This is a genomic window from Pseudarthrobacter xylosi (assembly GCF_055412765.1).
The window spans coordinates 360,632-386,750 of sequence record NZ_JBVAYT010000002.1 but is presented as its reverse complement, the minus strand read 5'-3'; the positions used below and the strand labels follow the sequence as shown (position 1 = coordinate 386,750).

The 26,119-nt window shown below is 64.4% G+C and carries 26 protein-coding genes and 1 riboswitch; of the genes, 6 read left to right on the top strand and 20 right to left on the bottom strand.

The window, feature by feature from the left end; all coding sequences use genetic code 11:
• Positions 1–37: 37 nt before the first annotated feature.
• The 13 genes from ACZY1F_RS05865 to ACZY1F_RS05805 form a co-directional block, all read right to left on the bottom strand.
• On the bottom strand, positions 38–766 hold the full coding sequence (locus ACZY1F_RS05865; RefSeq protein WP_463940790.1) for a DedA family protein: 729 nt from the start codon (positions 764–766) through the stop codon (positions 38–40).
• A 106-nt stretch (positions 767–872) separates the two neighbouring features.
• Entirely contained in the window at positions 873–1,502 is a 630-nt protein-coding gene (locus ACZY1F_RS05860; RefSeq protein WP_463940789.1) for a DedA family protein, read from the bottom strand.
• Between the two features lie 5 nt (positions 1,503–1,507).
• Positions 1,508–2,821, bottom strand: a complete 1,314-nt coding sequence (locus ACZY1F_RS05855; protein WP_463940787.1) for a thymidine phosphorylase — start codon at positions 2,819–2,821, stop codon at positions 1,508–1,510.
• On the bottom strand, positions 2,818–3,234 hold the full coding sequence (locus tag ACZY1F_RS05850; RefSeq protein WP_463940785.1) for a cytidine deaminase: 417 nt from the start codon (positions 3,232–3,234) through the stop codon (positions 2,818–2,820). The genes ACZY1F_RS05855 and ACZY1F_RS05850 overlap by 4 nt, the downstream gene beginning before the upstream one ends.
• 5 nt (positions 3,235–3,239) lie before the next feature.
• Positions 3,240–4,565: an ABC transporter permease gene (locus ACZY1F_RS05845; protein WP_463940783.1), complete on the bottom strand. Its 1,326-nt coding sequence runs from the start codon at positions 4,563–4,565 to the stop codon at positions 3,240–3,242.
• Positions 4,562–5,929: an ABC transporter permease gene (locus tag ACZY1F_RS05840; protein WP_463940781.1), complete on the bottom strand. Its 1,368-nt coding sequence runs from the start codon at positions 5,927–5,929 to the stop codon at positions 4,562–4,564. The genes ACZY1F_RS05845 and ACZY1F_RS05840 overlap by 4 nt, the downstream gene beginning before the upstream one ends.
• Positions 5,922–7,565, bottom strand: a complete 1,644-nt coding sequence (locus ACZY1F_RS05835; protein ID WP_463940779.1) for an ABC transporter ATP-binding protein — start codon at positions 7,563–7,565, stop codon at positions 5,922–5,924. Before ACZY1F_RS05835 ends, ACZY1F_RS05840 begins: the two co-directional genes overlap by 8 nt.
• A gap of 175 nt (positions 7,566–7,740) precedes the next feature.
• Positions 7,741–8,847, bottom strand: a complete 1,107-nt coding sequence (locus ACZY1F_RS05830; RefSeq protein WP_463940778.1) for a BMP family lipoprotein — start codon at positions 8,845–8,847, stop codon at positions 7,741–7,743.
• Between the two features lie 294 nt (positions 8,848–9,141).
• Positions 9,142–10,164: an NADP-dependent oxidoreductase gene (locus ACZY1F_RS05825; RefSeq protein ID WP_463940776.1), complete on the bottom strand. Its 1,023-nt coding sequence runs from the start codon at positions 10,162–10,164 to the stop codon at positions 9,142–9,144.
• On the bottom strand, positions 10,161–10,592 hold the full coding sequence (locus ACZY1F_RS05820) for an organic hydroperoxide resistance protein (RefSeq protein WP_463940774.1): 432 nt from the start codon (positions 10,590–10,592) through the stop codon (positions 10,161–10,163). Before ACZY1F_RS05820 ends, ACZY1F_RS05825 begins: the two co-directional genes overlap by 4 nt.
• 45 nt (positions 10,593–10,637) lie before the next feature.
• Positions 10,638–11,072, bottom strand: coding sequence for a MarR family winged helix-turn-helix transcriptional regulator (locus ACZY1F_RS05815; RefSeq protein ID WP_463917067.1), 435 nt, complete (start codon positions 11,070–11,072; stop codon positions 10,638–10,640).
• Positions 11,073–11,228: 156 nt separating this feature from the next.
• A complete protein-coding gene (locus ACZY1F_RS05810) occupies positions 11,229–12,428 on the bottom strand; it encodes an amidohydrolase (protein WP_463940772.1) in 1,200 nt (399 codons plus the stop codon).
• Positions 12,429–12,514: 86 nt separating this feature from the next.
• On the bottom strand, positions 12,515–13,648 hold the full coding sequence (locus tag ACZY1F_RS05805) for a mannose-1-phosphate guanylyltransferase (RefSeq protein ID WP_463917062.1): 1,134 nt from the start codon (positions 13,646–13,648) through the stop codon (positions 12,515–12,517).
• A 257-nt stretch (positions 13,649–13,905) separates the two neighbouring features.
• On the opposite strand from ACZY1F_RS05805, the gene sdhC reads away from it, so the two are divergent.
• The 5 genes from sdhC (at position 13,906) to ACZY1F_RS05780 (ending at position 18,334) form a co-directional block, all read left to right on the top strand.
• The gene (sdhC, locus tag ACZY1F_RS05800) at positions 13,906–14,286 is read left to right on the top strand and encodes a succinate dehydrogenase, cytochrome b556 subunit (protein ID WP_082576094.1); all 381 of its coding nucleotides are present in this window, start codon (positions 13,906–13,908) and stop codon (positions 14,284–14,286) included.
• Between the two features lie 3 nt (positions 14,287–14,289).
• A complete protein-coding gene (locus ACZY1F_RS05795; protein ID WP_463940771.1) occupies positions 14,290–14,781 on the top strand; it encodes a succinate dehydrogenase hydrophobic membrane anchor subunit in 492 nt (163 codons plus the stop codon).
• A 104-nt stretch (positions 14,782–14,885) separates the two neighbouring features.
• Positions 14,886–16,685 (top strand): succinate dehydrogenase flavoprotein subunit, encoded by a 1,800-nt coding sequence (gene sdhA / locus ACZY1F_RS05790; protein WP_463917057.1) that lies wholly within the window; start codon positions 14,886–14,888, stop codon positions 16,683–16,685.
• 1 nt (position 16,686) lies between these two features.
• The gene (locus ACZY1F_RS05785; RefSeq protein ID WP_058929685.1) at positions 16,687–17,469 is read left to right on the top strand and encodes a succinate dehydrogenase iron-sulfur subunit; all 783 of its coding nucleotides are present in this window, start codon (positions 16,687–16,689) and stop codon (positions 17,467–17,469) included.
• 94 nt (positions 17,470–17,563) lie between these two features.
• A complete protein-coding gene (locus ACZY1F_RS05780; RefSeq protein WP_463940769.1) occupies positions 17,564–18,334 on the top strand; it encodes an alpha/beta hydrolase family protein in 771 nt (256 codons plus the stop codon).
• On the opposite strand, the gene ACZY1F_RS05775 is transcribed toward ACZY1F_RS05780, so the two are convergent.
• The 7 genes from ACZY1F_RS05775 to glyA form a co-directional block, all read right to left on the bottom strand.
• Positions 18,291–19,373, bottom strand: coding sequence for a YihY/virulence factor BrkB family protein (locus tag ACZY1F_RS05775; RefSeq protein WP_463941130.1), 1,083 nt, complete (start codon positions 19,371–19,373; stop codon positions 18,291–18,293). The genes ACZY1F_RS05780 and ACZY1F_RS05775 overlap by 44 nt on opposite strands.
• Before the next feature lie 37 nt (positions 19,374–19,410).
• A complete protein-coding gene (locus tag ACZY1F_RS05770) occupies positions 19,411–20,010 on the bottom strand; it encodes a 2'-5' RNA ligase family protein (protein WP_463940768.1) in 600 nt (199 codons plus the stop codon).
• Positions 20,011–20,014: 4 nt separating this feature from the next.
• Entirely contained in the window at positions 20,015–21,058 is a 1,044-nt protein-coding gene (trpS, locus tag ACZY1F_RS05765; protein WP_463940767.1) for a tryptophan--tRNA ligase, read from the bottom strand.
• A 20-nt stretch (positions 21,059–21,078) separates the two neighbouring features.
• Entirely contained in the window at positions 21,079–21,912 is an 834-nt protein-coding gene (locus ACZY1F_RS05760; RefSeq protein ID WP_463940766.1) for an exodeoxyribonuclease III, read from the bottom strand.
• A 10-nt stretch (positions 21,913–21,922) separates the two neighbouring features.
• On the bottom strand, positions 21,923–22,486 hold the full coding sequence (locus ACZY1F_RS05755; RefSeq protein WP_463940765.1) for a hypothetical protein: 564 nt from the start codon (positions 22,484–22,486) through the stop codon (positions 21,923–21,925).
• A 147-nt stretch (positions 22,487–22,633) separates the two neighbouring features.
• Entirely contained in the window at positions 22,634–23,530 is an 897-nt protein-coding gene (locus tag ACZY1F_RS05750) for a bifunctional methylenetetrahydrofolate dehydrogenase/methenyltetrahydrofolate cyclohydrolase (RefSeq protein WP_463940764.1), read from the bottom strand.
• Between the two features lie 151 nt (positions 23,531–23,681).
• Positions 23,682–24,980, bottom strand: a complete 1,299-nt coding sequence (glyA, locus tag ACZY1F_RS05745; protein ID WP_463940762.1) for a serine hydroxymethyltransferase — start codon at positions 24,978–24,980, stop codon at positions 23,682–23,684.
• 130 nt (positions 24,981–25,110) lie between these two features.
• A riboswitch (ZMP/ZTP riboswitch) is annotated at positions 25,111–25,196 on the bottom strand.
• Positions 25,197–25,238: 42 nt separating this feature from the next.
• On the opposite strand from glyA, the gene purU reads away from it, so the two are divergent.
• On the top strand, positions 25,239–26,099 hold the full coding sequence (gene purU, locus ACZY1F_RS05740; protein WP_463940760.1) for a formyltetrahydrofolate deformylase: 861 nt from the start codon (positions 25,239–25,241) through the stop codon (positions 26,097–26,099).
• The last annotated feature ends 20 nt before the right edge of the window (positions 26,100–26,119 follow it).

Sequence of the window (26,119 nt, the reverse complement as noted above, 5' to 3'; positions counted from 1 at the left end):
TCCAACCTTAGGGTCGGCAGGTGACTTATGCCAGCCGCTACGTTCCGAGCTGCTCCGCCTCAGCCGGGGCAGACGCCAGCAGCGGGGAAGCCGCGGTGTGCGCGGGCAGGGAACCTTCCGGGCCACCGTCGAGCCATTCATCCACAGTGTCCGCGTCGTTGCGGGCCAGGTGGTTGTGCCACCAGCGAAGCAGGTGGTCTATCAGGATGCCCAGCACGATGGCGAACACCACGGCAATGCCGGCGCTGAGCAGCGGGTTGTTGTGGAGCCAAGGGAAAGAACTGGCCAGGATCCCGATGCCGATGGAGTACCCCACCCAGGTGATGCAGGCGAAGGCGTCCAGCAGGAAGAAGCGGCGGTGCGCAAAGCCGGTGCTGCCGGCTACATAGTTGACCGCCACCCGGCCCCAAGGGATGTAACGCGCAGTGAAAATCAGGACGGCGCCGCGTTTTTCGAGTTCGTACCGTGCCCAGCCGAAGGCCTTCTGCACTTTGGGCCGGCGCATCCACTTCCAGCGGTCCAGGCCGATCCTGCGGCCGAGCATAAAAGCCATGTTGTCACCGGCGATGGCGCCGACCAGTGCAGTCGCGCCCAGAATCCAAAGATTCGGTTCACCGCTGTGCCGGGAAAACGCGGCCAGCGCCACAATCAGTGTCTCGCTGGGGACCACCATGGCAAAGCCGTCAACAAAGAAGAACACAAGAAGGACCGGGTAGATCCACCATTGGCCCGCTGCATGGAGCACGGCCTCATTAATAAACTCCACGCGGGTCTTGCTCCTAGACGAAATGATGCAGCCGGAAGTGACGTAAGTCGCTCTTCAGTGTCCCATGCCCGGGACCCCGCCCGCTACGCAACAGACGGCGCAAACCCTAGGCCTCCGGATCTTTCAGCCGCTCCACCACAGGAACCTTTCCCCGGATGCGGTTAATGACCAGGTCCACCAGGATTCCAAGGCCCACGGCGCAGACAATGGCGATGGCCGCCCCGAGCAGGTGGTTGTTTTCGAACCACTGGCCGAAGAACAGCCCGATACCCACAGAGTAGGAGGCCCACAGAGTGGCAGAGAGCACCGTCAGGCCAACGAAACGCACGTGCGAATAGTGGGTCACGCCCGCGGTGAGATTCACGGCAACCCTGCCGATAGGAATGAACCGCGCCACCAGGATGAGCGACGCCGGCCGCTTCCTCAGTTCGTCTCCTGCCCAGCGGAACGCGGCTTGCATACGCGGTCCGCGCATCCAGTGCCAGCGGCGGGTACCCACCCGGCGCCCGATGAGGTAGGCGATATTGTCGCCTGCGAAGGCCCCAACGCCCGCGACGGCCATCAGCAGCCACGGATTGGGGACGTCCGCGGTGGCGGCCACTGCGGCCAGGCCCACCACCACGGACTCGCTGGGGATCGGCGGGAAAAACCCGTCAATCAGGCAGCAGGCCAGCACAAGGAGGAGCACCCACGGCTGCCCGGCGGCAGCGAGGATGAATTCGTTGATGGCCTGCATTGTCCCTATGCTATTCGGTCGATGATGAGCTGCTGGGCCGGGCGCGACCCTTCCGGGGCAACCGTGACGGCGTGTGCAAGGGCTTCCTTGGCGCGCGCGAACTTTTCCGGCGTGTCCGTGAGCAGCGTCATCAGCGGTTCACCGGCACGGACCATGGCACCGGGCTTTGCGTGCATGCGGATCCCGGCACCGGCCTGGACGGCGTCTTCCTTGCGGGCACGGCCTGCCCCGAGGCGCCACGCCGCGACGCCCACCGCCAAGGCATCGAGCTCTACCAGGACACCGTCGGCCGGGGCGTAAATGACCTCGGATTCCCTGGCGACCGGCAGCTTGGCGCGCGGATCTCCGCCCTGCGCTTCGATCATCCGGTTCCAGACGTCCATGGCCCGGCCGTCCTTCAACGCGGCGCGCACATCTGCGTCGTGGACGCCCGCGCAGGCCAGCATCTCTTCAGCCAGCCGGACGGTGAGTTCGACGACGTCCTCCGGGCCGCCGCCGGCCAGGACCGCCACGGATTCTTCTACTTCGATCGCGTTGCCCGCAGTAAGGCCGAGCGGCGTGCTCATGTTGGTCAGCAGCGCCACAGTGTTGACGCCTGCGTCCTTGCCGAGGGCCACCATGGTTTCGGCCAGTTCGCGTGCCTGTGCCTCGTCCTTCATAAAGGCGCCGCTGCCCACCTTGACGTCCAGGACCAGGGACCCCGTGCCTTCGGCGATCTTCTTGCTCATGATCGAGGACGCGATCAGCGGAATTGCTTCCACCGTTCCGGTGACGTCACGCAGTGCGTAGAGCTTCTTGTCCGCTGGCGCCAGCCCCGCCCCGGCAGCGCAGATCACGGCGCCGACGTCCTGAAGCTGCGCCATCATTTCGTCGTTGCTCAGGGCCGCCCGCCAGCCCGGGATCGATTCCAGCTTGTCCAGGGTGCCGCCGGTGTGGCCAAGTCCCCGGCCGGACAACTGGGGCACGGCAACACCGAACACTGCTACCAGGGGTGCCAGTGGCAGTGTGATCTTGTCCCCTACTCCCCCGGTGGAATGCTTGTCACTGGTAGCCTTCACGCCGCCGTCGGGCCGCCGGAGGCCGCCGAAGTCCATCCGTTCACCCGAGGCGATCATCGCGGCCGTCCAGCGCGAGATTTCGGCGCGGTCCATGCCGTTGAGCAGGATGGCCATGTTCAACGCGGCCATCTGTTCGTCCGCGATGACCCCGCGGGTGTAGGCATCAATGGTCCAGTCGATCTGCTCCGGGCTCAGGACGCCCCGGTCCCGCTTGGTGCGGATAATGTCGACGGCGTCGAATGCCTCAGTTGCCTGTGTCACCGTGGATCCTCCAGGTTTTGGGGACCGAATGCGTCGGGCAGCACCTGGTCCATGGTTTTGATTCCTTGGGTAGTCATGAGTTCCATGCCGGGCGCGCGGAATTCATAGAGCAGCTGCCGGCAGCGGCCACATGGCATCAGCACGTTGCCTGCGGAGTCCACGCAGTAGAAGGCCCGCAGCAACCCGCCACCGGTCATCTGCAGGTTTCCCACCAGGGCGCATTCAGCACACAGAGTGAGCCCGTAGCTGGCGTTTTCCACGTTGCAGCCGCTGACCAGCCGCCCGTCCTCGGTGAGGGCCGCGGCCCCCACCGGGAACTTTGAATATGGGGCATAGGCGTTTTTCATGGCGTCGACGGCCGCAACCTCCAGTGCCCGCCAATCGACGCTGAGCGAAGCCCGTTCCTGTTCCATGGCCGTCACCCCTTGACGTACGGGATGCCGCTGGCCGCCGGTGGCCTGGACCGGCCCACCAGCCCGGCCACGGCCAGCACGGTCACCAGGTAGGGCAGCATGGCCATGAACTGGCTGGGCACCGGGGTCCCGATGATGGTCACGATGCTCTGCAGGTTGTCTGCGAAGCCGAACAGCAAGGCGGCAAAGAACGCTCCGATGGGGTTCCAGCGTCCGAAGATCAGCGCCGCGAGCGCGATGAAGCCCCGTCCGCCGGAGATCTCCTTGGTGAAACTGTCGATGGCCACGAGCGTGAAGAACGAGCCGCCGATGCCGGCGATGGCGCCACCCAATGTGACGTTCCAGAAGCGGGTGGCGTTGACCTTGATGCCCATCGTGTCGGCGGCCTGCGGGTGTTCACCCACCGCGCGGACCCTAAGGCCCCACTTGGTCTTGAACAGGCCAACCCACACAACGATGACGGCGACGTACATCAGGTAGCCCACCACTGACTGCTTGAACAGGATGGGGCCCAGGATCGGGATTCCGGAGAGGACGGGAATCTCGACGATGTCCAGGCCCGGCGGTGAGTTGAACTTTGCTTTGTCCGCCTGCATAACGGTGCTGAACAGGAAGCCGGTGACACCCGAAACCAAGACGTTGAGGACCACTCCGACGATGATCTGGTTGACCAGGTACTTGATGCTGAACGCTGCCAGCACCATGGACACCGCCGCGCCGGCCACAGCAGCCGCGAGCAGCCCCACAAAGGGGTTCTGGGTAACGCTGGCCACTATGGCCGCCGTAAAGGCGCCGCCCAGGAGCTGGCCCTCGATGGCGATATTGACCACCCCGACGCGCTCACACAGGACACCGGACAGTGAGCCGAACACCAGCGGGACAGCCAGGGTGACCGATCCGGCTATGAGTCCGGCCAGCGAAATGCTGGGCGTCCGGGCGCCGCCTACCACCCAGAGGAGGAAGGCTGCCACAAACAGCACCGTAAAGGTGATGGTCAGCCATGCCGGGACGGGCCGGTCCTTAATCTTCAGGTAAACGGCATAGGCCGCCAGCCCGAGCATCAGGACCGAAAGGGCGATGCCGCCAGCCATTGCGGGAATTTCCAGCGCAGGAAGCTGGAAGAAATCCTCGCTGGTGGAAATCCCGAACCTTGCGGTCTGCCCTGATCCCATCAGGCCAAAGAAAATGAATGCGACGATTCCCAGCGCCGAGAGCAGGACCGGTGTTTTCCAGAACACCGGTTTGCCGGATGTTGCCTGGGCTTCCTCGGCCTGGGGCGCTGCTCCGGGCGTGCCGCGTCCCGGCAGGGGCGATGTTGCTGTTGCGCTCATGCTGCGCCTCCGGTGGTTGCTGCCTGCTGGGTTTTTCCGGCCTTGGCCGGCTTCTTGCGGCGGGGGTTGAGCCCGAAGACTGCCCGGACCAGCGGCGGTGCCGCGATAAAGAGGACAATCAGCGACTGGACCACCAGGACAATGTCGATGGGAGTTCCGGTCTGGATCTGCATCTGCACGGCACCGGCGCGGAAGGCGCCGAACAGCAGGCCGGCAGCGAAGGTGCCCCACGGCGACGAACGTCCCAGCAGGGCCACCGTAATGGCGTCAAAACCGTAGGTTGCCGCGACGCCGTCCGTCAGAACTTTCTCTGTGCCCGCCACCTGGGCCACGCCGGACATGCCCGCGAGTGCGCCGGCTATTGCCATGACCAGGATGGTGGACCGCGAGACGTTGATTCCGGCGGTCAGCGCGGCCTTGGGATTGGCACCAACGGCCCGGAATTCAAACCCGACGGTGGACCGGTTCAGCAGCCACCACACCAGGATGGTGGCCGCGATGGCCAGGACGAAACCTAAGTGCAGGCGGTACTGGGAGCCGAAAATCTGCGGGTAGATCGCGGTGGGATCCAGGATGGGCGAGATCGGGTTGGACTCCCCCGGGCGCTGGAATGCCGGCGTGTTCAGCAGGTACCGCAGGAAGTAGAGCGCGATGTAGTTGAACATGATGGTCAGGATGACTTCGTGGGCACCTGTCCGGGCCTTAAGAAGGCCAACGAGGCCGCCCCACACGGCACCGCCCACGATGCCCGCAACCAGCACCAGCAACAGGTGCAGGCCCAGGGGAAGGTGCAAGGCAAAACCAACCCAGGCCGCCAGGATGCCGGCCATGATGATCTGACCTTGGGCGCCGATGTTGAACAGTCCTGCCCGGAATGCGAGCGCAACGCCCAGGCCAGCCGTGATGAGTGGGGTGGCGATGGTGAGGGTGTCCATCAGCGGCGCGAATCGGACGGCCAGGCTGGCACCTCGCGGGTTGAAGACGGACCCCTGGAACAACGCCACGTAGGACCGGGTGGCTGCGTCCCAGACCGCAGAAAGGAAATCGGTGGGCCGGGCGAAAAGGTACCCCGCGGTGGCGCTGACGCGTTCGTCCGTGGCGGCAATCAACAGTCCGCCGATGACGAGGGCCAGGAGCACCGCCAGGACTGAGACCATGCCGCTGCCGGTGAAGATCTTCCGGACCAGCGTGTCCGGTCCCCCGGGCAGCTGCCCGCTTTGGGCGCTGGCGGGAACGGCTGAAGGGCTGATGGCGCCGCCGGCCGTGTCCACAGCCACCCCTGCGGCTGTTTCGTCAGCGGCCGGGGTGGGCTGGTGCGGCTTCGCATGCTGGTCCGCATGCTTAGGGTGACGCTCTTCAGGCATGATCGCCTCCTTCGGCGCTGGAGGTTCCGCGGCTTTCTGCGGCGGCGGAGCCGGTCCTGTCAACGGACGGTGTGACAGCGCCGGTCGTGTTTGAGCTCGTCTGTTCAGCGCTGGTCCTGTCCACGCTGGCAGCCTCTTCCGGTGAGATGCCGGCCATCATGAGGCCCAGGACGTCGCGCCCGGTTCCTGCGGGAACGATGCCCACGAGTTTGCCCTTGTAGAGCACAGCGATACGGTCAGCCAGTTCCATGACCTCATCCAGTTCCGTGGAGATGATCATGACAGGCGTGCCCTGGTCGCGTTCCGCCACGATCCGTTTGTGCAGGAACTCGATGGACCCTACGTCCACACCCCGGGTAGGCTGCGACGCGATGAAGAGGCGCAGCGGCCGGGACAGCTCCCGTGCCATAACCACTTTCTGCTGGTTTCCGCCGGACAGCGTGCCGGCGGCCAGGAGGCCCGACGTCGTCCGCACGTCGAACTCATCGATCCGCGATTTCGCGTTCTCCAGGACCTTCGCCGGACTCATGCTGATGCCCTTGGCAAACGGCGGCTGATCGTAACGGTCAAGGACCAGGTTTTCGGCAATCGAGAACGTGCCGATGAGGCCATCAACGGACCGGTCTTCCGGGACGAAGCCGACGCCGGCGTTCAGTACGTCCTTCACGCTACGGCCAACGAGTTCTACGTTGTCCAGCAGAATGGAGCCCTGCACGCGCTCCTGCAGGCCAAGGATGGCTTCGGTCATCTCAGTCTGGCCGTTGCCCTGGACGCCCGCGACGGCCAGGATCTCTCCGCGCGCAATGTCGAAGCTGATGCCGTCCACAGTGTGCTGCCCGTTCGGAGCTATGACTGTGAGGTCCTTGACCTGGAAGGTCTTCTCTTTGGGGTTGGCGGGGGCTTTGTCGAGCGTGAGGCTGACAGCACGTCCCACCATCATGGACGCCAGCGCTGTGGTGGAGTCGCCGGGATCGGCCGAACCCACCACCTTGCCGCGCCGGATCACGGTGATGGTGTCCGAGACAGCTTTCACTTCGCGCAGCTTGTGCGAAATGAAGACAATTGAGGTCCCGTGGGACTTGAGCTGGCGCATGATGTCCAGCAGTTCGTCCGTTTCCTGAGGCGTCAGTACGGCCGTGGGCTCATCCAGGATCAGTACCCTGGCGTCGCGGACCAGTGCCTTGATGATTTCCACCCGCTGCTGGACACCCACGGGGAGGTCTTCCACCAACGCGTCCGGATCGACGTCGAACCCATAACGGTCCGAGATCTGCTTGATCTTTCGGCGGGTGTCTTCCAGGTCGAGGAAGCCGCCGGCCTTGGTGGTCTCGGCCCCAAGGGCCACGTTCTCCGCGACGGTGAAGACAGGAACCAGCATGAAGTGCTGGTGCACCATGCCGATCCCGGCCGCCATTGCGTCGCCGGGTCCGCGGAAGGAAACGGGTTTGTCATCGATGAGGATCTCGCCCTCAGAGGGCTCGTAGAGCCCGTACAGCACATTCATCAGGGTGGACTTGCCGGCCCCGTTCTCACCCAGCAGACAATGGATCTGTCCGGGTTCAACCACCACGTCAATGTGGTCGTTGGCGAGCAGGGAGCCGAAGCGTTTGGTGATCCCTCTGAGTTCAAGTTTCAAAACTCTGACCAATCTCGAAGCGTCCGTACATGAACCGGACGGGATATGAGGCTGCAGCACCAGCCTAGTGCCTGCAGCCCCGGGTGGGCGGTAGCGCGGGGGCATGCAAGGCAACGCAAAGCGCCACCGCCCGGGCAGTCGATGACCTTCCGGGGGCGGCGCTTGGCGAGGATGACTATACCTTGGGGCTTGCCCCTGACTCGACCTTCAGCTTGCCGTCTACGATGTCCTTCTTGAGCTGGTCCAGCTCGGACTTGAGATCCGCAGAGACCTGGGAATCGAAGCTGTGGAACGGTGCCAGCTGGACGCCGTCGTTCGACAACGTGCCAACGTAGGGCGTGTTGGTGAACTTGCCGTCCTTGTCTTCCTTCACCACGGTTTCCACGGCCTCGCCCATGAGCTTCATGACCGAGGACAGCATGATGTCCTTGTATTCCGGTGCAGTGAGGAAGCCGTCGGAGTCGACCCAGATCATCTTGACGTCCTTGCCGGCCGCCTTCGCTTCGTTCAGGGCCGCGCCGGCGCCCTTGCCCACCGGACCGGCGACGGGCATCACAATGTCCGCGCCCTGGTCCAGGAAGTTCTGCGTGAGCTGCTTGCCGACGTCCTGCTTTTCGAAGTCGCCGGTAAACGAGCCGTCCTGTGTGGCCTTGTCCCAGCCGAGGACCTTGACGCTTGTGCCCTTCTTCTCGTTGTAGTACTTCACACCGTCGGCATAGCCGTCCATGAAGATGGTGACCGTGGGGATCTTGATGCCGCCAAAGGTGGCCACGGTTCCGGTCTTGGTGGTGCCTGCAGCGAGGTAACCGGCCAGGAACGCAGCCTGGGCGGTGTCGTAGATGATGGGCTTGACGTTACTGATGGGCGTTTCGTAGCCGAAGTCGATGATAGCGAAGTGGCGGTCCGGGTTGTCCGTAGCCTGCTTCTTGGTGGCGTCACCCAGCAGGAAGCCGACGGTCAGGGTGAGGTCGCAGTTGGCGGCCACCATAGCCCGGAGGTTTGGCTCGAAGTCGTTGTTGGTCTTGGACTCCACCTGGTTGACCTTGATGCCCAGGTCGGTCTCAGCCTTCTTCAGCCCCTCGTAGGAGGACTGGTTGAACGACTGGTCATCGAATCCACCGGAGTCAGAGACGATGCAGCCGGTGTAGTCACTGGCCGTCGCGCTCGGGCCGCCCGCTTCGGGAGGAGCGCCGCAGCCGGTCAGCAGGAGTGCTGTGGCACCCACTGAGGCCATGCCTGCCATTGAACCGCGCTTGAATTTAGCGCGCAGTGTGTTCTTCAATTTTCCTCCAGGGAGAGAGTGGCGCTACGACTCGAATTCAATGAGTGTCCGTTTCTACACTGAAATTCTGTTTTCACTGAGGGCTTCGCAGCACTGCGCCGAAGCGCACTGATACAAGCCACATTAGTGGGCTGCAACACATCCGCTACCACATTGGGGCCGGATCCCGAAGATTGTTGAGAATTTGTTACCAACCAGTAGCTGCCGGCCTGGCCGCACCCCTCCCCTTAAGCGCGAACGGACACTTGGGGCCCGCCGGGAGGGCCTCAAATGTCCGTTCGCGCTGGTGGGAGCTTAGAGGCGCACCAGCATCTTGCCGGTGTTGGCGCCGTCGAGCAGGTCCATGAAGGCCTGGGGTGCATTCTCCAGTCCATCCACCACGGTCTCGTCATACTGGAGGCTTCCGTCAGCGAGCCAGCCTGCAGCCTTTTCGGCGAATTCACCCATGAGGTGCCAGTAGCTGCCCACCAGGAACCCGCGCAGGGTGAGCTGCTTGCCAATGACCAGCATGAGGTTCCGTGGGGCCGGCGTGGGCTCGGTGGAGTTGTACTGGGCGATGGCGCCGCACATTGCCACGCGGCCACCCACGTTGAGGACAGCCAGTGCAGCTTCCAGGTGCTCGCCGCCCACATTGTCGAAGTAGACATCAATGCCGGCTGGCCCTGCGGCGTTGGCAAGCTGCTCCCGTACTGGCCCGTCGTTGTAGTTAAAGGCCGCGTCGAAGCCCAGTTCCATGAGCCGCGCAACCTTGTCCGGCGTGCCTGCGCTTCCGATCACCCGGGAGGCACCCATCGCCTTGGCGATCTGGCCCACGAGCGAGCCCACGGCTCCCGCCGCACCGGAGACAAATACGGCGTCTCCGGGCTTGAACTCGGCCACCTTCAGCAGGCCCGCGTACGCAGTGAGGCCGGTCATGCCCAGCGCTCCGAGGAACGCCGACGCCGGCGCGAGGTCCGTGCGGGCAACCGACGTCGCCGCCGCATCCAGGACAGCGTATTCGCGCCACCCCAGCTGATGGACGACGGCGTCCCCCACCGTGCGTCCGTCGGCCCTGGACGCAATAACCTCACCCACGGCCCCGCCGTCGAGCGCTGTATCCAGCGCGAAGGGCGCTGAGTAGGACTTGACATCGTTCATGCGGCCGCGCATGTAGGGGTCCACGGAGATGAAGAGATTGCGGACCAGGATCTGGCCGTCCTGAAGCTCCGGCAGTGGCGATTCGGCCAGCCGGAAGTTTTCCGGGACGGGGCGTCCTGTGGGGCGCGACGCCAGGCGGATTTCACGGGTGGACGTGGGCAGTGCGGTTATTGTGCTCATGCGGCGAACTCCAGGATCTTGATGTCCACGGTCATGTTTCCGCGGGTGGCGTTGGAATAGGGGCAGATCTGATGCGCTTTGGCCACCAGGGACTCGGCCGTGGCGAGATCCAGGGCCGGCACGGCGATCTCCAGTTCAGCGGCGAGGCCGTAGCCCACGCCGTCCGCCAGCGCGCCAAAGTGGATCTTGGCCGCCACGGCTGAGTCGGTCAGGTCGGCGCGCTCCTTGCGCCCCACGAGGCGGAGCGCCGAGTGGAAGCAGGCCGCGTAACCGGCGGCAAACAGCTGCTCCGGGTTGGTGCCCTGGCCGTCACCGCCCAGCTCCACGGGGCTGGCCAGGCTGACATCCAGCTTGCCGTCGTTGGTGCGTGCGTTGCCGTCGCGGCCTTCACCGGAAGCCAGGGCCTCGGCAGTGTAGAGAGTTTTCATAGGCGGTCCGTCCTGTTGGCTGTGGATAACGGAAATCTTGGGCGCTCAGTGCGCGCGGTGAAGGGCTTCGGTGAGCCTTTCCAGAGTGGTGCGAAGCTGTTCCAGCTCATCGGCGGACAATCCGGCGGCGTCCGCGAGGTGCCGTGGAATCGCATTGGCTTTGCTGCTGAGCGAGCGTCCGGCCGGGGTCAGGTGGACTGCAACGCGGCGCTCGTCCTCCCCGGACCGGCGGCGTTCCACGAGCCCCATGGCCTCGAGTCGCTTGAGCAACGGCGATAGTGTGCCGGAGTCAAGGCCCAGCTCCTCGCCGAGCTCCTTGACGCCCTTCGGCTCCGATTCCCAGAGGACCAGCATCACCAGATACTGCGGGTACGTCAGGCCGATATCTTCCAACACGGGGCGGTAGACCGCTGTTGCCGCGCGAGAGGCGGAGTACAGGGCAAAACACACCTGGCGGTCGAGTCGGGGGGCTTCAGTCATGATCTAAACGATAGTGCACAATTCAGTTGTGCGCAACTTACCTCGTTGGGAAAGCGCGAACGTACAGTTGCGGCCCGGCTGTTGGGGCCACAACTGTACGTTCGCGCTTTATTTGGGGGCTTAAGTGTACGTTCGCGCGGGTGGGAGGGCTTGGGCCTAGAGGTCGCGGATGGTCCGGAGGGCCGCTGCCGTGAGGACCTGGACACCCAGGCCCAGGGCACGTTCGTCCAGGATGTAGTCACCTCGGTGCAGGTCATACTCTTCGCCGCCCGGGGTTTTGGTGCCCAGGCGCATCATCGCGCCGGGACGCTCAGCCAGGAACCAGGCGAAGTCCTCGCCGCCCATGGACTGCGGCGTCAGCACAACGGCACCCTCACCAATTTCGGCGCGGGCTGCGGCCTCTATAAGCGCGGTTTCGTGCTCCGAGTTGACCACCGGCGGCACTCCCCTGGTGTGCTCCAGGCGTACTTCCACACCGTAGGGCGCGGCCACCTGATGTACCACTTCGTCCAGGAGCTCGCCGGCGGCTTTCCAGGCATCGCGGTCCAGGCAGCGCATGGTCCCGGCCATGAAGCCGGTGCCGGGAATGGCGTTTGGCGCCGATCCGGCGGAGATATGGCCCCACACCACAGAGACACCGCTGCGCACGTCAACGCGGCGGGACAGCACAGCCGGAACATTGACGGCTATCTGTGCCAGGGCGAACACGAGGTCCTCCGTCAGGTGCGGACGGGAGGTATGGCCGCCGCGGCCGCTCAGCTCGATCCTGATGGTGTCCGAGGCGGAAGTGATGGCACCGATGCGCGTACCGATGCGTCCGACGTCGATCCTTGGATCGCAGTGCAGCGCCAGGATGCGGGGCACACCGTCCAGGACACCCTGTTCGATGCAGGACAGCGCACCGCCGGGCATGGTTTCCTCGGCGGGCTGGAAGATGATCCGGACGGATCCGCCCAGCGGCGACTCCTGGTGCATGCTCTGGAGGACCAGGGCAACGCCGAGCATGGTGGCGGTGTGGACATCGTGGCCGCACGCATGAGTGACGCCATGGTTCTTGGAGGCAAACGGCAGGCCGGTTTCCTCGATGATGGGCAGGGCGTCAATGTCACCGCGGAGCGCAGTGGCGATCGGACCCTCGCCGATGTCGACGGTAAGGCCGGTGCCTTCAAGCCGACGCGGGGACAGTCCGGCGGCTTCGAGCCGCTCCACCAGCTTGTCCGTGGTGCGGAATTCCTTGAAGGAAAGCTCGGGGTGCGCATGCAAATCCCGGCGGAAGTCGATCAGCTCCGGCAGGAGGGGTTCCAACCATGGCCGCACTAATGCGGTGGGCTCGGCTTCAGTAGTGTAATTACGCACTCATTTACTCTAGCGAGCGTCCACGGAATAGCGTCATCAGGGCGGGCGCGTTACAGACTGTGCCGCGGCTGAACATTCCCGACCGGCTACAGAACGTCGGTATCGCCGCTGGCCTTGAGCGCGTCAACGGCTCCCTTGACCCGCTGCGCATGCTGTTTGGTGGTCACCAGGAGGGCATCACCGGTATCAACGATGACCACGTCCTTGATCCCGATCAGGGCGATCACGCGCTTGGTGTCCGAAACCACCACACCGCTGGCGTTTTCGGTGAAAACGCGGGCGCCTTCGCCGATAACGGTGACGTCATCGACTTCCCGCGCACTGTTGAGCCGGCCCACCGAAGCGAAGTCCCCGACGTCGTCCCATCCGAAAGTGCCCGGGACAACGGCCACATCACCGGCGGCGGCGGCAGGCTCGGCCACCGCATAGTCAATGGCGATCTTGGGCAGTGTGGGCCAAACACGGGCGGTGACGGCATCGCGTTCGGGAGTATCCCAGGCCTGGGCGATCTCCTGCAGGCCCTTGAACAGATCCGGCTGGTTGGCCTCAAGGTGCCGCAGCATCAAGGCGACAGGAGCCACGAACATTCCTGCGTTCCAGACATACTCGCCGCTGTCCACATACTGCTGGGCAACTTCCTCGTCCGGCTTCTCCACGAACTCCACCACGGCCTGTGCGCTGGGCGCACCGTCGATGTGGAGTTTCTCGCCGGCGCGGATGTAGCCGAAGCCGGTGGACGGGTGGGTCGGCTTGATGCCGATAGTCACTATCTTGCCGGCGGCGGCCGTGTGGATGGCCTCGCGAACGGCCTGCTGGAACAGGTGGTCAGGACTGATGACCTGGTCCGCGGCGAACGAACCCATGATGGTGTCCGGGTCGCGCTCATACAGGATGGCGGCTGCAAGGCCGATGGCGGCGCCGGAATCCTTCGGCTCGCTCTCCAGGACCAGGTCCGACTCCTGGACCTCGGGCAACTGCCGGCAGACGGCGGCCCGGTGCGCAGTGCCGGTCACCACCAGGACGCGCCTACCTGCGAGCGGCTCGAGGCGGTCGTAGGTGGCGCGCAACAATGTACTGCCGGACCCCGTGAGGTCGTGCAGAAATTTGGGAGCGGCTGCTCGTGACAGGGGCCAGAGGCGGGTCCCCACTCCGCCGGCCGGAATCACCGCAATAAAGCGGTTCAGGGGTGAATCCGGGCTTGTCACTTTGTCTGTACTCATCACGGCCTACTTTAGCCGACGAGCCGTGAACTGCCCTTTCAGGTCCCTCCGCCAACTCCCGCGGGCGCGCCATAGTGTGGTGTTCGTCTCATCTGCAGGCAAAATGCGGGCATTGCGGGGTCACCAAGGAGTTCCTAAATTGAATAAGCTGTGAGCGAAGCCTAGATTTAGGCCTGAGCTACGAGTTGCTCTCGCAGCAGGCGTTCCCCCCGCGTGGATCTCATGCCAGCGCCGCTGTGTTGCAGGGAGGTTTATCAGTGCCGACAAAACCAGCTGGCACCTTGTACCGCGGCCGTGAAGGCATGTGGTCCTGGGTAGGACACCGGATTACCGGTGTAGTGATCTTTTTCTTCTTGTTGGTCCATGTGCTGGACACCTCATTGGTGCGTGTGTCCCCGGAGGCCTACACGGCTGTCATCGGTGCCTACAAGAACCCCCTTATGGCCCTGGGTGAAACGGGCCTGGTTGCCGCGATTGTTTTCCACGCCTTTAACGGCCTGCGGATCATCGCCGTCGACTTCTGGAAGAAGGGCGCCAAGTACCAGCGCCAGATGCTGTGGACCGTCCTGGCCCTGTGGGTAGTTGTGATGGTCGGCTTCTCCATCCGCCACCTTTCCCTCGCACTCGGAGGTCACTAAGCCATGACTGCAACTATCGAAAGCCCACGCAGTGGGAAAAACAGTAGTGGGAAAAACAGCACCGGCAAGATTTCCCCCCAGTACCGCCGGACCGGCAGCAGCCGGGGCAACTTCGAAATGCTGGCGTGGCTGTTCATGCGCCTGTCCGGCATTGTGTTGGTGGTGCTTATCTTCGGCCACCTCTTTGTGAACCTCCTGGTGGGCGAAGGCATCCACGCCATCAACTTCGGCTTCGTCGCCGGCAAGTGGGCTGACCCGTTCTGGCAGGTCTGGGACCTCGCCATGCTGTGGCTGGCCATGCTGCACGGCACCAACGGCGTACGCACCATCATCAACGACTACGCCGAGAAGGATTCCACCCGTCTCTTGCTCAAGATCGTCCTCTACGCGGCCACCACCGTGATCATCGTCCTTGGCACCCTGGTGATCTTCACCTTCAACCCGTGCCCCGTGGTTGACGGTGTTCCGCTGCCCGGCGGCTTCTGCCCCGCGTAGCCAGTTCATCCGCTGCCCGCGGTGAGCCGCAGGCTGTATTTTGCGGTGCAGGCAACGCCCGCCCGTTGTTTTATAGCGAATTTTGAGAGAAAGAGCGCCCAAGTATGCAGGTCCATAAGTACGACGTCGTCATCGTCGGTGCCGGTGGCGCTGGCATGCGCGCCGCGATCGAGTCCGGTCAGCGCGCGCGAACAGCAGTACTGACCAAGCTCTACCCCACCCGCTCGCACACCGGTGCGGCGCAGGGTGGCATGTGTGCTGCCCTTGCCAATGTCGAAGAAGACAACTGGGAATGGCACACGTTCGACACCATCAAGGGCGGCGACTACCTGGTTGACCAGGACGCCGCCGAGGTCATGGCGAAGGAAGCCATCGACGCCGTGCTTGACCTGGAAAAGATGGGCCTGCCGTTCAACCGCACGCCCGAAGGCCGGATCGATCAGCGCCGCTTCGGTGGCCACACCCGTGACCACGGCAAGGCGCCCGTCCGCCGTGCTTGCTACGCAGCAGACCGCACCGGCCACATGATCCTGCAGACGCTGTACCAGAACTGCGTCAAGCACAACGTGGAGTTTTACAACGAGTACTACGTCCTTGACCTCCTGACGGTCGAGGAAGACGCCGTCCGCGAGGACGGCACCCCTTACAAGCAGAAGCGTGTTGCCGGCGTTGTGTCCTACGACCTCGCTTCCGGTGAGCTGCACGTGTTCCAGGCCAAGTCCGTGATCTTCGCTTCGGGCGGCGCCGGCAAGGTCTTCAAGACCACCTCCAACGCCCACACCCTGACCGGTGACGGCATGGGCATCGCATTCCGCAAGGGCATCCCGCTGGAAGACATGGAGTTCTTCCAGTTCCACCCGACAGGCCTCGCCGGCCTGGGCATCCTGCTGTCCGAGGCCGCCCGAGGCGAGGGCGCCATCCTGCGTAACTCCGAGGGTGAGCGCTTTATGGAGCGCTACGCCCCCACCATCAAGGACCTGGCACCGCGTGACATCGTGGCCCGCTCCATGGCCAACGAAGTCCGGGAAGGCCGCGGCTGCGGCCCGAACAAGGACTACGTCCTCCTGGACCTGACCCACCTGGAGCCGGCGCACATCGATGCCAAGCTCCCGGACATCACCGAGTTCGCCCGCACCTACCTGGGTGTGGAACCGTACACGGAGCCGGTTCCGGTGTTCCCCACGGCGCACTACGCCATGGGCGGCATCCCCACAAACATCACCACCGAAGTCCTGCAGGACAACGACACCGTCATCCCGGGCCTTTACGCCGCCGGTGAGGTTGCCTGCGTTTCGGTCCACGGCTCCAACCGCCTGGGCACCAACTCGCTGCTGGACATCAACGTGTTCGGCAAGCGCGCCGGCATCGCGGCCGCGGAGTACGCCAAGACTGCTGACTTCGTGGACCTTCCGGAGGACCCGGAGGCCTACACCATCGAGCTGCTGGATATTGCCCGGAACGGCAACGGCGACGAGAAGGTGGCGGTTATCCGCAAGGAACTCCAGGACACCATGGACGCCAACATGCAGGTGTTCCGTACGGCTGACACGCTGAACCAGGTCCTGAGGGACATCGAGTCCTTCGAGGCGCGGTACAAGAAGATCAGCGTCCAGGACAAGGGCAAGCGCTTCAACCTGGACCTGCTTGAGGCCGTTGAGCTGGGCTTCCTGCTGGAACTGGCCAAGGTCATGACCGTGGCGGCCCTGCACCGGGAGGAATCCCGCGGCGGACACTTCCGAGAGGACTTCCCGGAACGCGACGACGAAAAATTCATGAAGCACTCCATGGCGTACAAGGATGACCACGCCCCGGCCGACGGATCTGCAGAAGCCATTGCGGGCATCCGGCTGGGCACCAAGCCGGTTGTCTTTACCCGCTACGAGCCGATGGTGAGGAAGTACTAAGATGACTGCTGAACTTGCTGAGCCAGCCTCAAAGATCGAACTGCCCGCACACATCGGAGGCGGCGGAGAGATCCCCACGTTCGACGTCACCCTGCGCGTCCGCCGTTACAACCCTGAGGTGTCCGAGGACGCCACGTGGGACGACTTCAAGGTGACCATGTACGGCACCGACCGCGTGCTGGACGCACTGCACAAGGTCAAGTGGGAAATTGACGGCAGCGTTTCGTTCCGCCGTTCCTGCGCCCACGGTGTCTGCGGTTCCGATGCCATGCGCATCAACGGCCGCAACCGCCTTGCCTGCAAGACGCTCCTGAAGGACTTGGACACCACCAAGCCCATCACTGTTGAGCCCATCAAGGGCCTGCCGGTGGAGAAGGACCTGATTGTGGACATGGAGCCGTTCTTCCAGTCCTTCCGCGAAGTCATGCCGTTCCTGATCAACAAGGGCCACGAGCCCACCAAGGAACGCCTGCAGTCCGCCGAGGACCGTGAGCGCTTCGACGACACCACCAAGTGCATCCTCTGCGCGGCGTGCACGTCCTCCTGCCCGGTGTTCTGGACCGACGGCCAGTACTTCGGACCGGCGGCGATCGTCAACGCCCACCGCTTCATCTTCGATTCCCGTGATGACGCCGGCGACATGCGCCTGGAAATCCTGAACGACAAGGAAGGCGTGTGGCGTTGCCGCACCACGTTCAACTGCTCCGAAGCATGCCCCCGCGGCATCCAGGTGACCCAGGCAATTGCCGAAGTCAAGCAGGCAATTCTCTCCCGTAAGATCTAAGTCAGGTTCTTGCTTACGACGGCGTCACCCACCTCAGGTGGGATGGGCGCCGTCGTTGTTTAACACCTGACGCCATCAACGAAAGCAGCACGCGATGTCCCGCTCCGAAAAAGTCAGTTTCGAAGGATCCACCGGCGAGCTCCTGTCCGGCATCGTCGACGTCCCGGAGGGGCCGGTGCGGGGCTGGGGTGTGTTCTCGCACGGCTTCACCCTGGGCAAGGACAGCCCCGCGGCGTCCCGGATGTGCAAGGCGCTGGCTGACACCGGCATCGGGATGCTTCGTTTCGACAACCTGGGTCTGGGCGAGTCCGGCGGCTTTTGGTCGGAGGGTTCCTTCAGCCACAAGGTGGCTGACACCGTTGTTGCGGCCGAGTTCATGCGCAACCAGGGAAGGGCCATCTCCCTGCTGGTGGGCCATTCCTTCGGTGGCGCGGCGGTGCTTTCGGCCGCCCGCCAGATCCCGGAGCTCGACGCCGTCGCAACAGTTGGGGCACCGTTCTCCCCCAAGCACGTGGCCCACGTCTTTGACGCCGCACTGGATAAGATCCTCAGCGAGGGCAGCGCGGAAGTGGACCTCGGCGGGAAACGCGTGGAGATCCGGAAACACTTTGTGGAGGACCTGGAGAACGCGGACCTCACTGACTGCATCCGGCAGCTGCACAAGCCGCTGATGGTGCTCCACTCCCCCACGGACAACACCGTGGGCATCGAGAACGCCAGCACCATTTTCCAGACGGCGCGCCATCCGCGGAACTTCGTCTCCCTCGAGGGCAGCGACCATCTGCTGACCGGGAAAGGCCAGGCAGCCCGGGCGGCCAGGATTATTTCTGCCTGGGCAGACCAGTACCTCGACGCCGGGAAGTAGCAGCCGCACTGCCTGGGTGCCCGGCACCGGGGCGCTTCCCATCGCTGTGGCCCTCCACGGGTACCTTGCCTGGCTGGACCTGCCGGGAGCCCCACAGGGCTTTGTCGTGGCCAGCGGGCGCGTGCCGGAGGTCCACTTCGCGGATGGTGGACCAGCCGGCGGACACCAGGTAGACCTGGCTGACCAGGTTGAACCAGATCAGCAGCCCGATGATGATGGCAAACGGTGCCAGGATGGGGTTCCGTCCCGCACCGGCCAGCAGTTCGGTGCTGAACACCTGCAGGACGGTGGTGCCCACGGCGGCAAGGATGGTCCCCTCCAGGAGCGCCCGCCGCGAAAGCTTGAGGCCACCGGCCAGCCGGAACATGATGACCGCGGTGACCCAGTTGAGCGTTAGCGGCACACCGATCTTGATCAGGGTGGTCAGCGGACCGGCCACTGCCGGATCCAGCTGCAGGAAGTCCGTGACCCAGCCGGCCGCCGTGCCGAACACCAGGGACGCTCCGGCGCTGATCACCAGGGCCACTCCCAGGAGCAGGAGCGTGCCGGCGTCGCGCAGTTTGAGGACAATCGGATTGATCTTAAGGGGCGGCAGCTGCACTACACCGCGCAGGCCGTCGCGGACCCCGGCGATCCAGCCCAGTGACGTGATGACTGTAACCACGGCCGCAACCACGGCGGTCCAGCCGAGGCCGTCCGGGTTCAGGAGGTCCTTCGGATCAACGAGCCCTTCTCCCCCGCCCACCTTCAGCAGTCCGGGTGCGCTCTGGGCCACGCTGCGGATGATGGTGTCCAGCAGGGCGGGCTGGCCTCGCAGCACCAGGCCGGCAACGGAGAAACCCGTGGCCAGCAGGCCCGTGATGGAGAAGAACATGTTGAAGCCGATACCGGCGCTCATCAAGGGGCCGTGCTGGAGGTTGTAGTGCCGGAAGGCGCGCATCGGCCGGAAGGCATTAAGCCGGGCAAGCAGCCACTGGAGCATCGCGAGCAAGCCGGCCACCGGGCCGCCGTCGGACCTTCTGGCTTTGCCCCACTCCATCCGTTTCTGGATGACGGCGAGCAACAGGTGCGCCTGATCAGTGGGGAGCGGTGGCTCCGTTTGCGTCGGCGTCCGCTGCGAATGACCCGCCGTCGTCGTCAGTTTCGGTCCCAAAGTCCAACTCTTCCCGTAGCTGCCAAATGCCGTCGGCATCGTGCTCGTAGAGTCCCATGCTAACCACCGGGAAGGTCGCCCGGTAACTTTCAAGCACCGTTTCGGCTTCGTCCAGGCTTTCGGGGGCGACATCGTGGGCGATGGTGACATGCGGGTGGTACGAGAACGGCAGGTCGCGTTGCAGCGGGCCCGTCTGGAGTTTTTCGTGGAGCTCCACACAGGAGTCGAATCCGTCCTCCACGTTGATGTAGACCACCGGCGATACCGGGCGGAACGTTCCGGTGCCGGCAATCGTGACCATAAACGGGGCCTGCTGGCGCGCCACCTCGCGGACGTGCGCCTCAGTGGCCGCCCAGTCCTGGGTAGGAGTGGTGGTGACCAGCGTGATGTGCGCCGGCACCACCCCCGCCATGGGGTCCCCGAAGGAGGCCCGCCAGCGTTGAAGTTCCTTGGCGATGGCAGGGGGAAAGCCCAGAATGACGCCTACGCTCATTCCTTCGCTGACATTGCTGGCGGCCGACATCGAGCTAGCGGACTCCTGCAAGGCTGAGTGACGGCAGGAAGCCCATGCGCTCATAGACCTGGCCAAGGGTCACTGCGGCGATTTCCCTGGCCCGCTCAGCGCCCTGGGCCAGCAACCGGTCCAGCTCGGCCGGGTCAGCCATCAGTTCATTGGTGCGGTTCCGCAGCGGCGTGATGAAGTCCACCACGACCTCCGCAAGGTCCACTTTCAGGTGGCCGTACATCTTGCCCTCGTACGCCGCCTCCAGCTCAGCCACGGACTTCCCGGTGAGCGAGGAGTAGATAGTGAGGAGGTTGGAGACCCCGGGCTTGGCTTCGGCATCGAATCGGACCTCGGATCCGGTGTCGGTGACCGCGGACTTGATGCGCTTCGCCGCGAGCTTGGGGTCCTCCAGCAGCTGGATGGAACCGTTGGCCGACTCGCCCGTCTTGGACATCTTGGCGCTGGGGTTCTGCAGGTCGTAGATCTTGGCGCTGGCCTTGACGATGGTGGCCTCCGGCACCGTGAAGGTGTGGCCGAAGCGGGTGTTGAACCGCTGGGCCAGGTTCCGGGTGAGCTCCAGGTGCTGGCGCTGGTCCTCCCCCACGGGCACGAGGTCCGTCTGGTACAGCAGGATGTCGGCTGCCATAAGCGTGGGGTACGCGAACAGGCCAAGAGTCGCGGCGTCCGCACCCGACTTCTGGGTTTTGTCCTTGAACTGGGTCATCCGGGACGCCTCGCCGAAACCGGTGATGCAGTTCAGGGCCCAGGCCAACTGGGCGTGCTCAGGGACATGGGACTGCACAAAGAAGATGCTTTTGTCCGGGTCGATGCCGGCGGCAATGTACTGCGCGGCAACCACCCGGGTGCGCTTGGCGAGCTCGGCGGGATCGAAGTCCACGGTAATGGCGTGCAGGTCCGGGATGAAGAACACGGCATCAAATTCGGCCTGCATGTCCACCCAATTGCGGACAGCGCCAATGTAGTTGCCCAGGTGTAGGGAGTCGGCCGTGGGCTTGGCACCTGAGAGGATGCGTTTTTTGGTCACCGGGGAAGTCGGGCTAGTCATGGGGGAAGAACCTTCGGGGCTTAGAGCCGGTAGTCCACTACCAGCGGGGCATGGTCAGAGAAGCGGGTGTCCCACGACGGCGCCCGGTCAACCACCGCCGAAAACGCGGCGGCGGCGAGGGCCGGAGTAGCCAGGTGGTAATCAATGCGCCAACCGGTGTCGTTGTCGAACGCCTGGCCACGCTGCGACCACCAGGTGTAGGGGCCGTCGACGTCGCCGGCCAAGCCACGGTGAACATCCATCCAGCCGATGTCCTCGCCGAAGAAGCGGTCAAAATAGGCACGCTCGTCAGGCAGGAAGCCGGCCTTCTTGACGTTGCCCTTCCAATTACGGATGTCCCGCTCAGTGTGGCCCACGTTCAGGTCGCCCACCACGAGGGCGTGGTCGCTGTGCTTGGTGAGTTCCGGCAGGCGGGTGCTCATGACATCCAGGAACCGGTACTTGTCCACCTGCTTCTGCGTGCCCACTTCACCGGAATGCACGTAGGCGCTGGCAACCGTCAGCTGCGTGGGGTTCCCCGCGGCGTCGGCCACCCTGAAATCAGCCTCAACCCAGCGGCCGGCAGTGGCAAAGTAGTCATCGCCGATGCCGTTGCGGGTGTCCAGCGGCTCTTCACGGGACGCGATGGCGACGCCGGCGCGGCCTTTGGCCTCGGCTTCGGCGTGCAGGATGTGCCAGCCGTCACCGAGCAGCTGGCGCACGATAGCGTCGGGCGCACGGACTTCCTGGAGGCAGAGAATGTCCACCTCGCGGGGCTCCAGCCATGCCGCCATACCGTTCTTGTAGGCAGCCCGGAGGCCGTTGACGTTGACTGATGCGATGCGAAGGTGGTCCTTCTTCAATGCCGAGATCACCCGCACTACTCTAGTCGATGATGGTTCCACTGACCGGGTCGCCGGTGCCGCCGCCGGCTCGGATCATGTCGCGGGCGTTGGTGGCCGTGATCTCTATGGTCTCCAGCGCGCGGCGGATCGTATCCTGGTCCGCTGCCTCACCCTTGCCGCGCTCCTTCTCCACCACCTGGATCTGCACCTGGACGATCTTGAACGAGTGGTCCAATTTGAGATCGCGGACCTCGTCCGCTTCGGTGCGTTCGTACACCACCCGGGTGCCGCCGTGGTCGGCCGAGGACGACGACGGCGCACGGCCGGCCGCGCTGTTGAAGGCGTTCTGGGCTTCCGTCAGCTTGGCACCGGCTTTTTTGGCGGCCTTCTGGATGCTGAACACCACAAAGGCCGCGAGGGCCAGCCAGAAGGCGGCGATGATCGCCACAACCCAGCCCACGACGTCGTTCTGGTTGGCCGCGAAGATCACGGCAACCAGGAAGGCGATGACAAAAACCATCATTCCCGGGCCGCTGATCCGGAGCATGGAGAAGCCGCTCTTGGACCGGCCGGACGGGGATTGAGGGTTACCCAGTGATTGCATGGGTCCATTGTCTCAAACGCTGCGGCGCACCAAGGCACCTTCTTCCGCCGGCGAACACCACGCCCTGCCGTTAAAGCCCGACGGCGGCCCGCGCCTTCCATAAGAAGGTGCGGGCCGCCGTCGGATGTTACGTGTTCCGCGCCGGGACTAGGCGAGGCCCGCCTGGCGTTCGGCGGCTTCGACCACGTTGGTCATCAGCAGCGCCACCGTCATGGGACCAACGCCGCCGGGGTTCGGGGAAATCCAGCCGGCCACCTCTGCCGCGGCGGGGTCGATGTCGCCGTGGACCTTGCTCTTGCCCGTGGCAGGGTCGGTCTCACGCGTGACACCGACGTCGAGCAGTGCAGCGCCTGGCTTCACGTCCGAAGCCTTGACGATGTGCTTCACGCCGGCCGCGCCCACGATCACGTCGGCCTGCCGGAGCAGCTCCGACAGGTTGGTGGTGCCGGTGTGGGTCAGGGTCACGGTGGCGTTGATCTCGCGGCGGGTGAGCAGCAGGCCAATGGACCGGCCGATCGTGACGCCACGTCCAACCACCACCACATGTTTGCCTTTGAGGTCATAGCCGTTGCGCAGCAGCAGCTCAATGACACCCCGCGGTGTGCACGGCAGGGGCGTGTCGATGGGGCCGTTGACGTTGAGCACCAGACGGCCGAGGTTGGTCGGGTGCAGGCCGTCAGCGTCCTTGGCGGGGTCGATCCGCTCGAGGATGGCGTCCGTGTCAATGTGCTTGGGCAGCGGCAACTGCACAATGTATCCGTGGCATTCGGGATCCGCATTGAGTTCGTCAATGAGGGCCTCAACCTCGGCCTGGCTGGCGTCCCCGGGTAGCTCACGCTGGATCGAATTCATCCCGATCGCCACCGACTGCTTGTGCTTCATGGACACGTACAGCTGCGAGGCCGGGTCCGCACCCACGAGCACGGTCGCGATGCCGGGAACGATGCCGCGGGCCTTTAGGGCCGCCACTCGTTCGGTCAGTTCTGCCTTGATGGCTGCGGCGGTGGCCCTGCCGTCAAGGATCTGTGCGGTGGACTGTGTCATTCCATCTGCTCTTTCTGGTGGTGAGCGGTATTGGTGGGCTCATGCCGACGGGATCCGCTGCCGTTTGTGCGGCAGTGGATCCCGTCGGCTGTTCCGGATCAGTTTCCGAGCGGTCCTGTCAGTGCGGCGCCACAGGCGTGAGGGCCGCGGTTCACCACTGCTCGTGCTGCGGGTACAGCGGGAAATCGGCGGCGAGCTTGTCCACGCGGGCCTGAAGGGCGTCCACGTCCGTGGCGGAGCCGGCCTTGAGTGCGGTGGCGATGATCTCGGCCACCTCGGTGAACTCCTCGGCACCGAAGCCGCGGGTGGCCAGGGCCGGGGTGCCGATGCGCAGGCCGGAGGTGACCATCGGCGGGCGCGGGTCGAACGGAACCGCGTTGCGGTTCACGGTGATGCCTACTGAGTGCAGGAGGTCCTCGGCCTGCTGGCCGTCCAGCTGCGAGTTGCGCAGGTCCACCAGGACCAGGTGCACGTCCGTGCCACCGGTCAGGACGGAGACGCCGGCTTCGGCGAGGTCGGCCTGGTTGAGGCGGTCAGCAATGATCTTGGCGCCTTCGAGGACGCGCTCCTGGCGCTCCTTGAATTCCTCGGTGCCGGCGATCTTGAAGGCCACGGCCTTGGCCGCGATGACGTGCATCAGCGGGCCGCCCTGCTGGCCCGGGAACACGTTGGAGTTGATCTTCTTGGCCCACTCCTGCTTGGCCAGGATGACACCGGAGCGGGGTCCGGCGAGGGTCTTGTGCACTGTGGAGGTGACGACGTCGGAGTACGGCACCGGGCTCGGGTGCAGGCCGGCTGCCACCAATCCGGCGAAGTGGGCCATGTCGGTCCAGAGGAGCGCGCCCACTTCATCGGCGATGGAGCGGAAGGCCGCAAAGTCCAGGTGGCGCGGGTAGGCGGACCAACCGGCGATGATGACCTGGGGCTTTTCGGCGATGGCCTGCTCGCGCAGCTTATCCATGTCAACCCGGAAGTTGTCCTGTTCCACCTGGTAGGCAGCCACGTTGTAGAGCTTGCCGGAGAAGTTGAGCTTCATGCCGTGGGTCAGGTGTCCACCGTGGGCCAGTGACAGGCCCATAATTTTGTCACCGGGGGTGATCATGGCTGACAGTGCTGCGGCGTTGGCCTGTGCACCGGAGTGCGGCTGGACGTTGGCGTACTCGGCACCGAACAGTGCCTTGACGCGGTCGATGGCCAGCTGCTCGGCGATGTCCACATATTCGCAGCCGCCGTAGTAACGGCGGCCCGGGTAACCCTCGGCGTACTTGTTGGTCAGGACCGAGCCCTGGGCTTCCATCACGGCGCGCGGGGCGAAGTTTTCGGAGGCGATCATTTCCAGGGTGCCGCGCTGGCGGCCAAGTTCCTGGTTGAGGACTGCTGCGATTTCGGGGTCAAGCTCGGCCAGCGACTGGTTGCTGACGGCGGCTGTTGTGGTGGCGGTAGTAGTCACGAAAAACTCCTGGCTAGGGATACGGGCACTGCTAAGGTCAGGCTACCGGCTGGCGCACCTCACCGCCCCTTGATGACAGGGCGTGAAAATGAACCACATCCTTGAAAGGGTGCAGCTCCGGTAAGACTTGACCCTCGGCCCAGGCGTACGATCCGTGGTCTTCGTGATTGCCGCTCCCTGGTGGTTAGCCACCCAACGCCAGTTGCGACCCCACCAGACTACCAAACGCGGGCGTACCGCGCGGGTAGGCTTGTAGGCGTGACTGAAGAACAGCTGAACCGAGCCTACGTATTGACCCTGTCCTGCCCGGACCGCCCCGGAATTGTCCACGCCGTGGCCGGAGCGCTGCTGGTGGCCGGATGTAATATTTTGGACTCGCAGCAGTACGGCAGCCCCGCAACGGGCAACTTCTTTATGCGGGTGGAAGCGACGACGACGGCTTCCCGGGCCGAAGTCCAGGCGGCCCTTGAGCCGGTGCTCCACTCCTTCGGCATGCAGTGGAGCCTCAACCCTGTGGGCCAGAAAGTGCGCACGCTGCTGATGGCCAGCACGTCCGCGCACTGCCTCAACGACATACTGTTCCAGCAGCGTTCCGGCACCCTGCCCATCGAGATCCCCGCCATCGTTTCCAACCACCGCGACCTTGCCGGGCTGGCCGAGTTTTACGGCATCCCGTTTCACCACATCCCGGTCACCCCGGACACCAAGGCCCAGGCCGAGGACAAGCTGCGCGCCCTTATGGCCGAGCATGATGTCGAGCTGACCGTCCTGGCCCGGTACATGCAGATCATTTCGGATGACCTGTGCGCGGACCTTACGGGCAAGGCCATCAACATCCACCACTCGTTCCTGCCGTCCTTCAAGGGCGCCAAGCCCTACCACCAGGCCCACGCCCGCGGCGTCAAGCTGATCGGCGCGACGGCGCACTACGTCACCGCCGCCCTCGACGAAGGGCCCATCATCGAGCAGGAAGTCATCCGCGTGGACCACGCCCGCACCCCTGAGCAGTTCGTGCAGATGGGCCGGGACGTGGAGGGCCGCACTTTGACGCAGGCCGTTCAATGGCATGCCGAGCACCGGGTGCTGCTGGACGGCAACCGGACAGTGGTTTTCAACTGACAGGCGCTTACCTGAGGCGC

What these genes read in the sequence shown, in the direction of transcription:
- ACZY1F_RS05755 (WP_463940765.1), bottom strand. Translation starts at nt 22,486, where the DNA reads ATGCAATCACTGGGTAACCCTCAATCCCCGTCCGGCCGGTCCAAGAGC.
- trpS (WP_463940767.1), bottom strand. Translation starts at nt 21,058, where the DNA reads ATGACTAGCCCGACTTCCCCGGTGACCAAAAAACGCATCCTCTCAGGT.
- ACZY1F_RS05825 (WP_463940776.1), bottom strand. Translation starts at nt 10,164, where the DNA reads ATGAGCACAATAACCGCACTGCCCACGTCCACCCGTGAAATCCGCCTG.
- ACZY1F_RS05750 (WP_463940764.1), bottom strand. Translation starts at nt 23,530, where the DNA reads ATGACACAGTCCACCGCACAGATCCTTGACGGCAGGGCCACCGCCGCA.
- ACZY1F_RS05845 (WP_463940783.1), bottom strand. Translation starts at nt 4,565, where the DNA reads ATGAGCGCAACAGCAACATCGCCCCTGCCGGGACGCGGCACGCCCGGA.
- ACZY1F_RS05770 (WP_463940768.1), bottom strand. Translation starts at nt 20,010, where the DNA reads ATGTCGGCCGCCAGCAATGTCAGCGAAGGAATGAGCGTAGGCGTCATT.
- sdhA (WP_463917057.1), top strand. Translation starts at nt 14,886, where the DNA reads ATGCAGGTCCATAAGTACGACGTCGTCATCGTCGGTGCCGGTGGCGCT.
- ACZY1F_RS05860 (WP_463940789.1), bottom strand. Translation starts at nt 1,502, where the DNA reads ATGCAGGCCATCAACGAATTCATCCTCGCTGCCGCCGGGCAGCCGTGG.
- ACZY1F_RS05840 (WP_463940781.1), bottom strand. Translation starts at nt 5,929, where the DNA reads ATGCCTGAAGAGCGTCACCCTAAGCATGCGGACCAGCATGCGAAGCCG.
- ACZY1F_RS05785 (WP_058929685.1), top strand. Translation starts at nt 16,687, where the DNA reads ATGACTGCTGAACTTGCTGAGCCAGCCTCAAAGATCGAACTGCCCGCA.
- ACZY1F_RS05805 (WP_463917062.1), bottom strand. Translation starts at nt 13,648, where the DNA reads ATGAGTACAGACAAAGTGACAAGCCCGGATTCACCCCTGAACCGCTTT.
- ACZY1F_RS05815 (WP_463917067.1), bottom strand. Translation starts at nt 11,072, where the DNA reads ATGACTGAAGCCCCCCGACTCGACCGCCAGGTGTGTTTTGCCCTGTAC.
- ACZY1F_RS05820 (WP_463940774.1), bottom strand. Translation starts at nt 10,592, where the DNA reads ATGAAAACTCTCTACACTGCCGAGGCCCTGGCTTCCGGTGAAGGCCGC.
- ACZY1F_RS05850 (WP_463940785.1), bottom strand. Translation starts at nt 3,234, where the DNA reads ATGGAACAGGAACGGGCTTCGCTCAGCGTCGATTGGCGGGCACTGGAG.
- ACZY1F_RS05775 (WP_463941130.1), bottom strand. Translation starts at nt 19,373, where the DNA reads ATGGAGTGGGGCAAAGCCAGAAGGTCCGACGGCGGCCCGGTGGCCGGC.
- ACZY1F_RS05780 (WP_463940769.1), top strand. Translation starts at nt 17,564, where the DNA reads ATGTCCCGCTCCGAAAAAGTCAGTTTCGAAGGATCCACCGGCGAGCTC.
- ACZY1F_RS05795 (WP_463940771.1), top strand. Translation starts at nt 14,290, where the DNA reads ATGACTGCAACTATCGAAAGCCCACGCAGTGGGAAAAACAGTAGTGGG.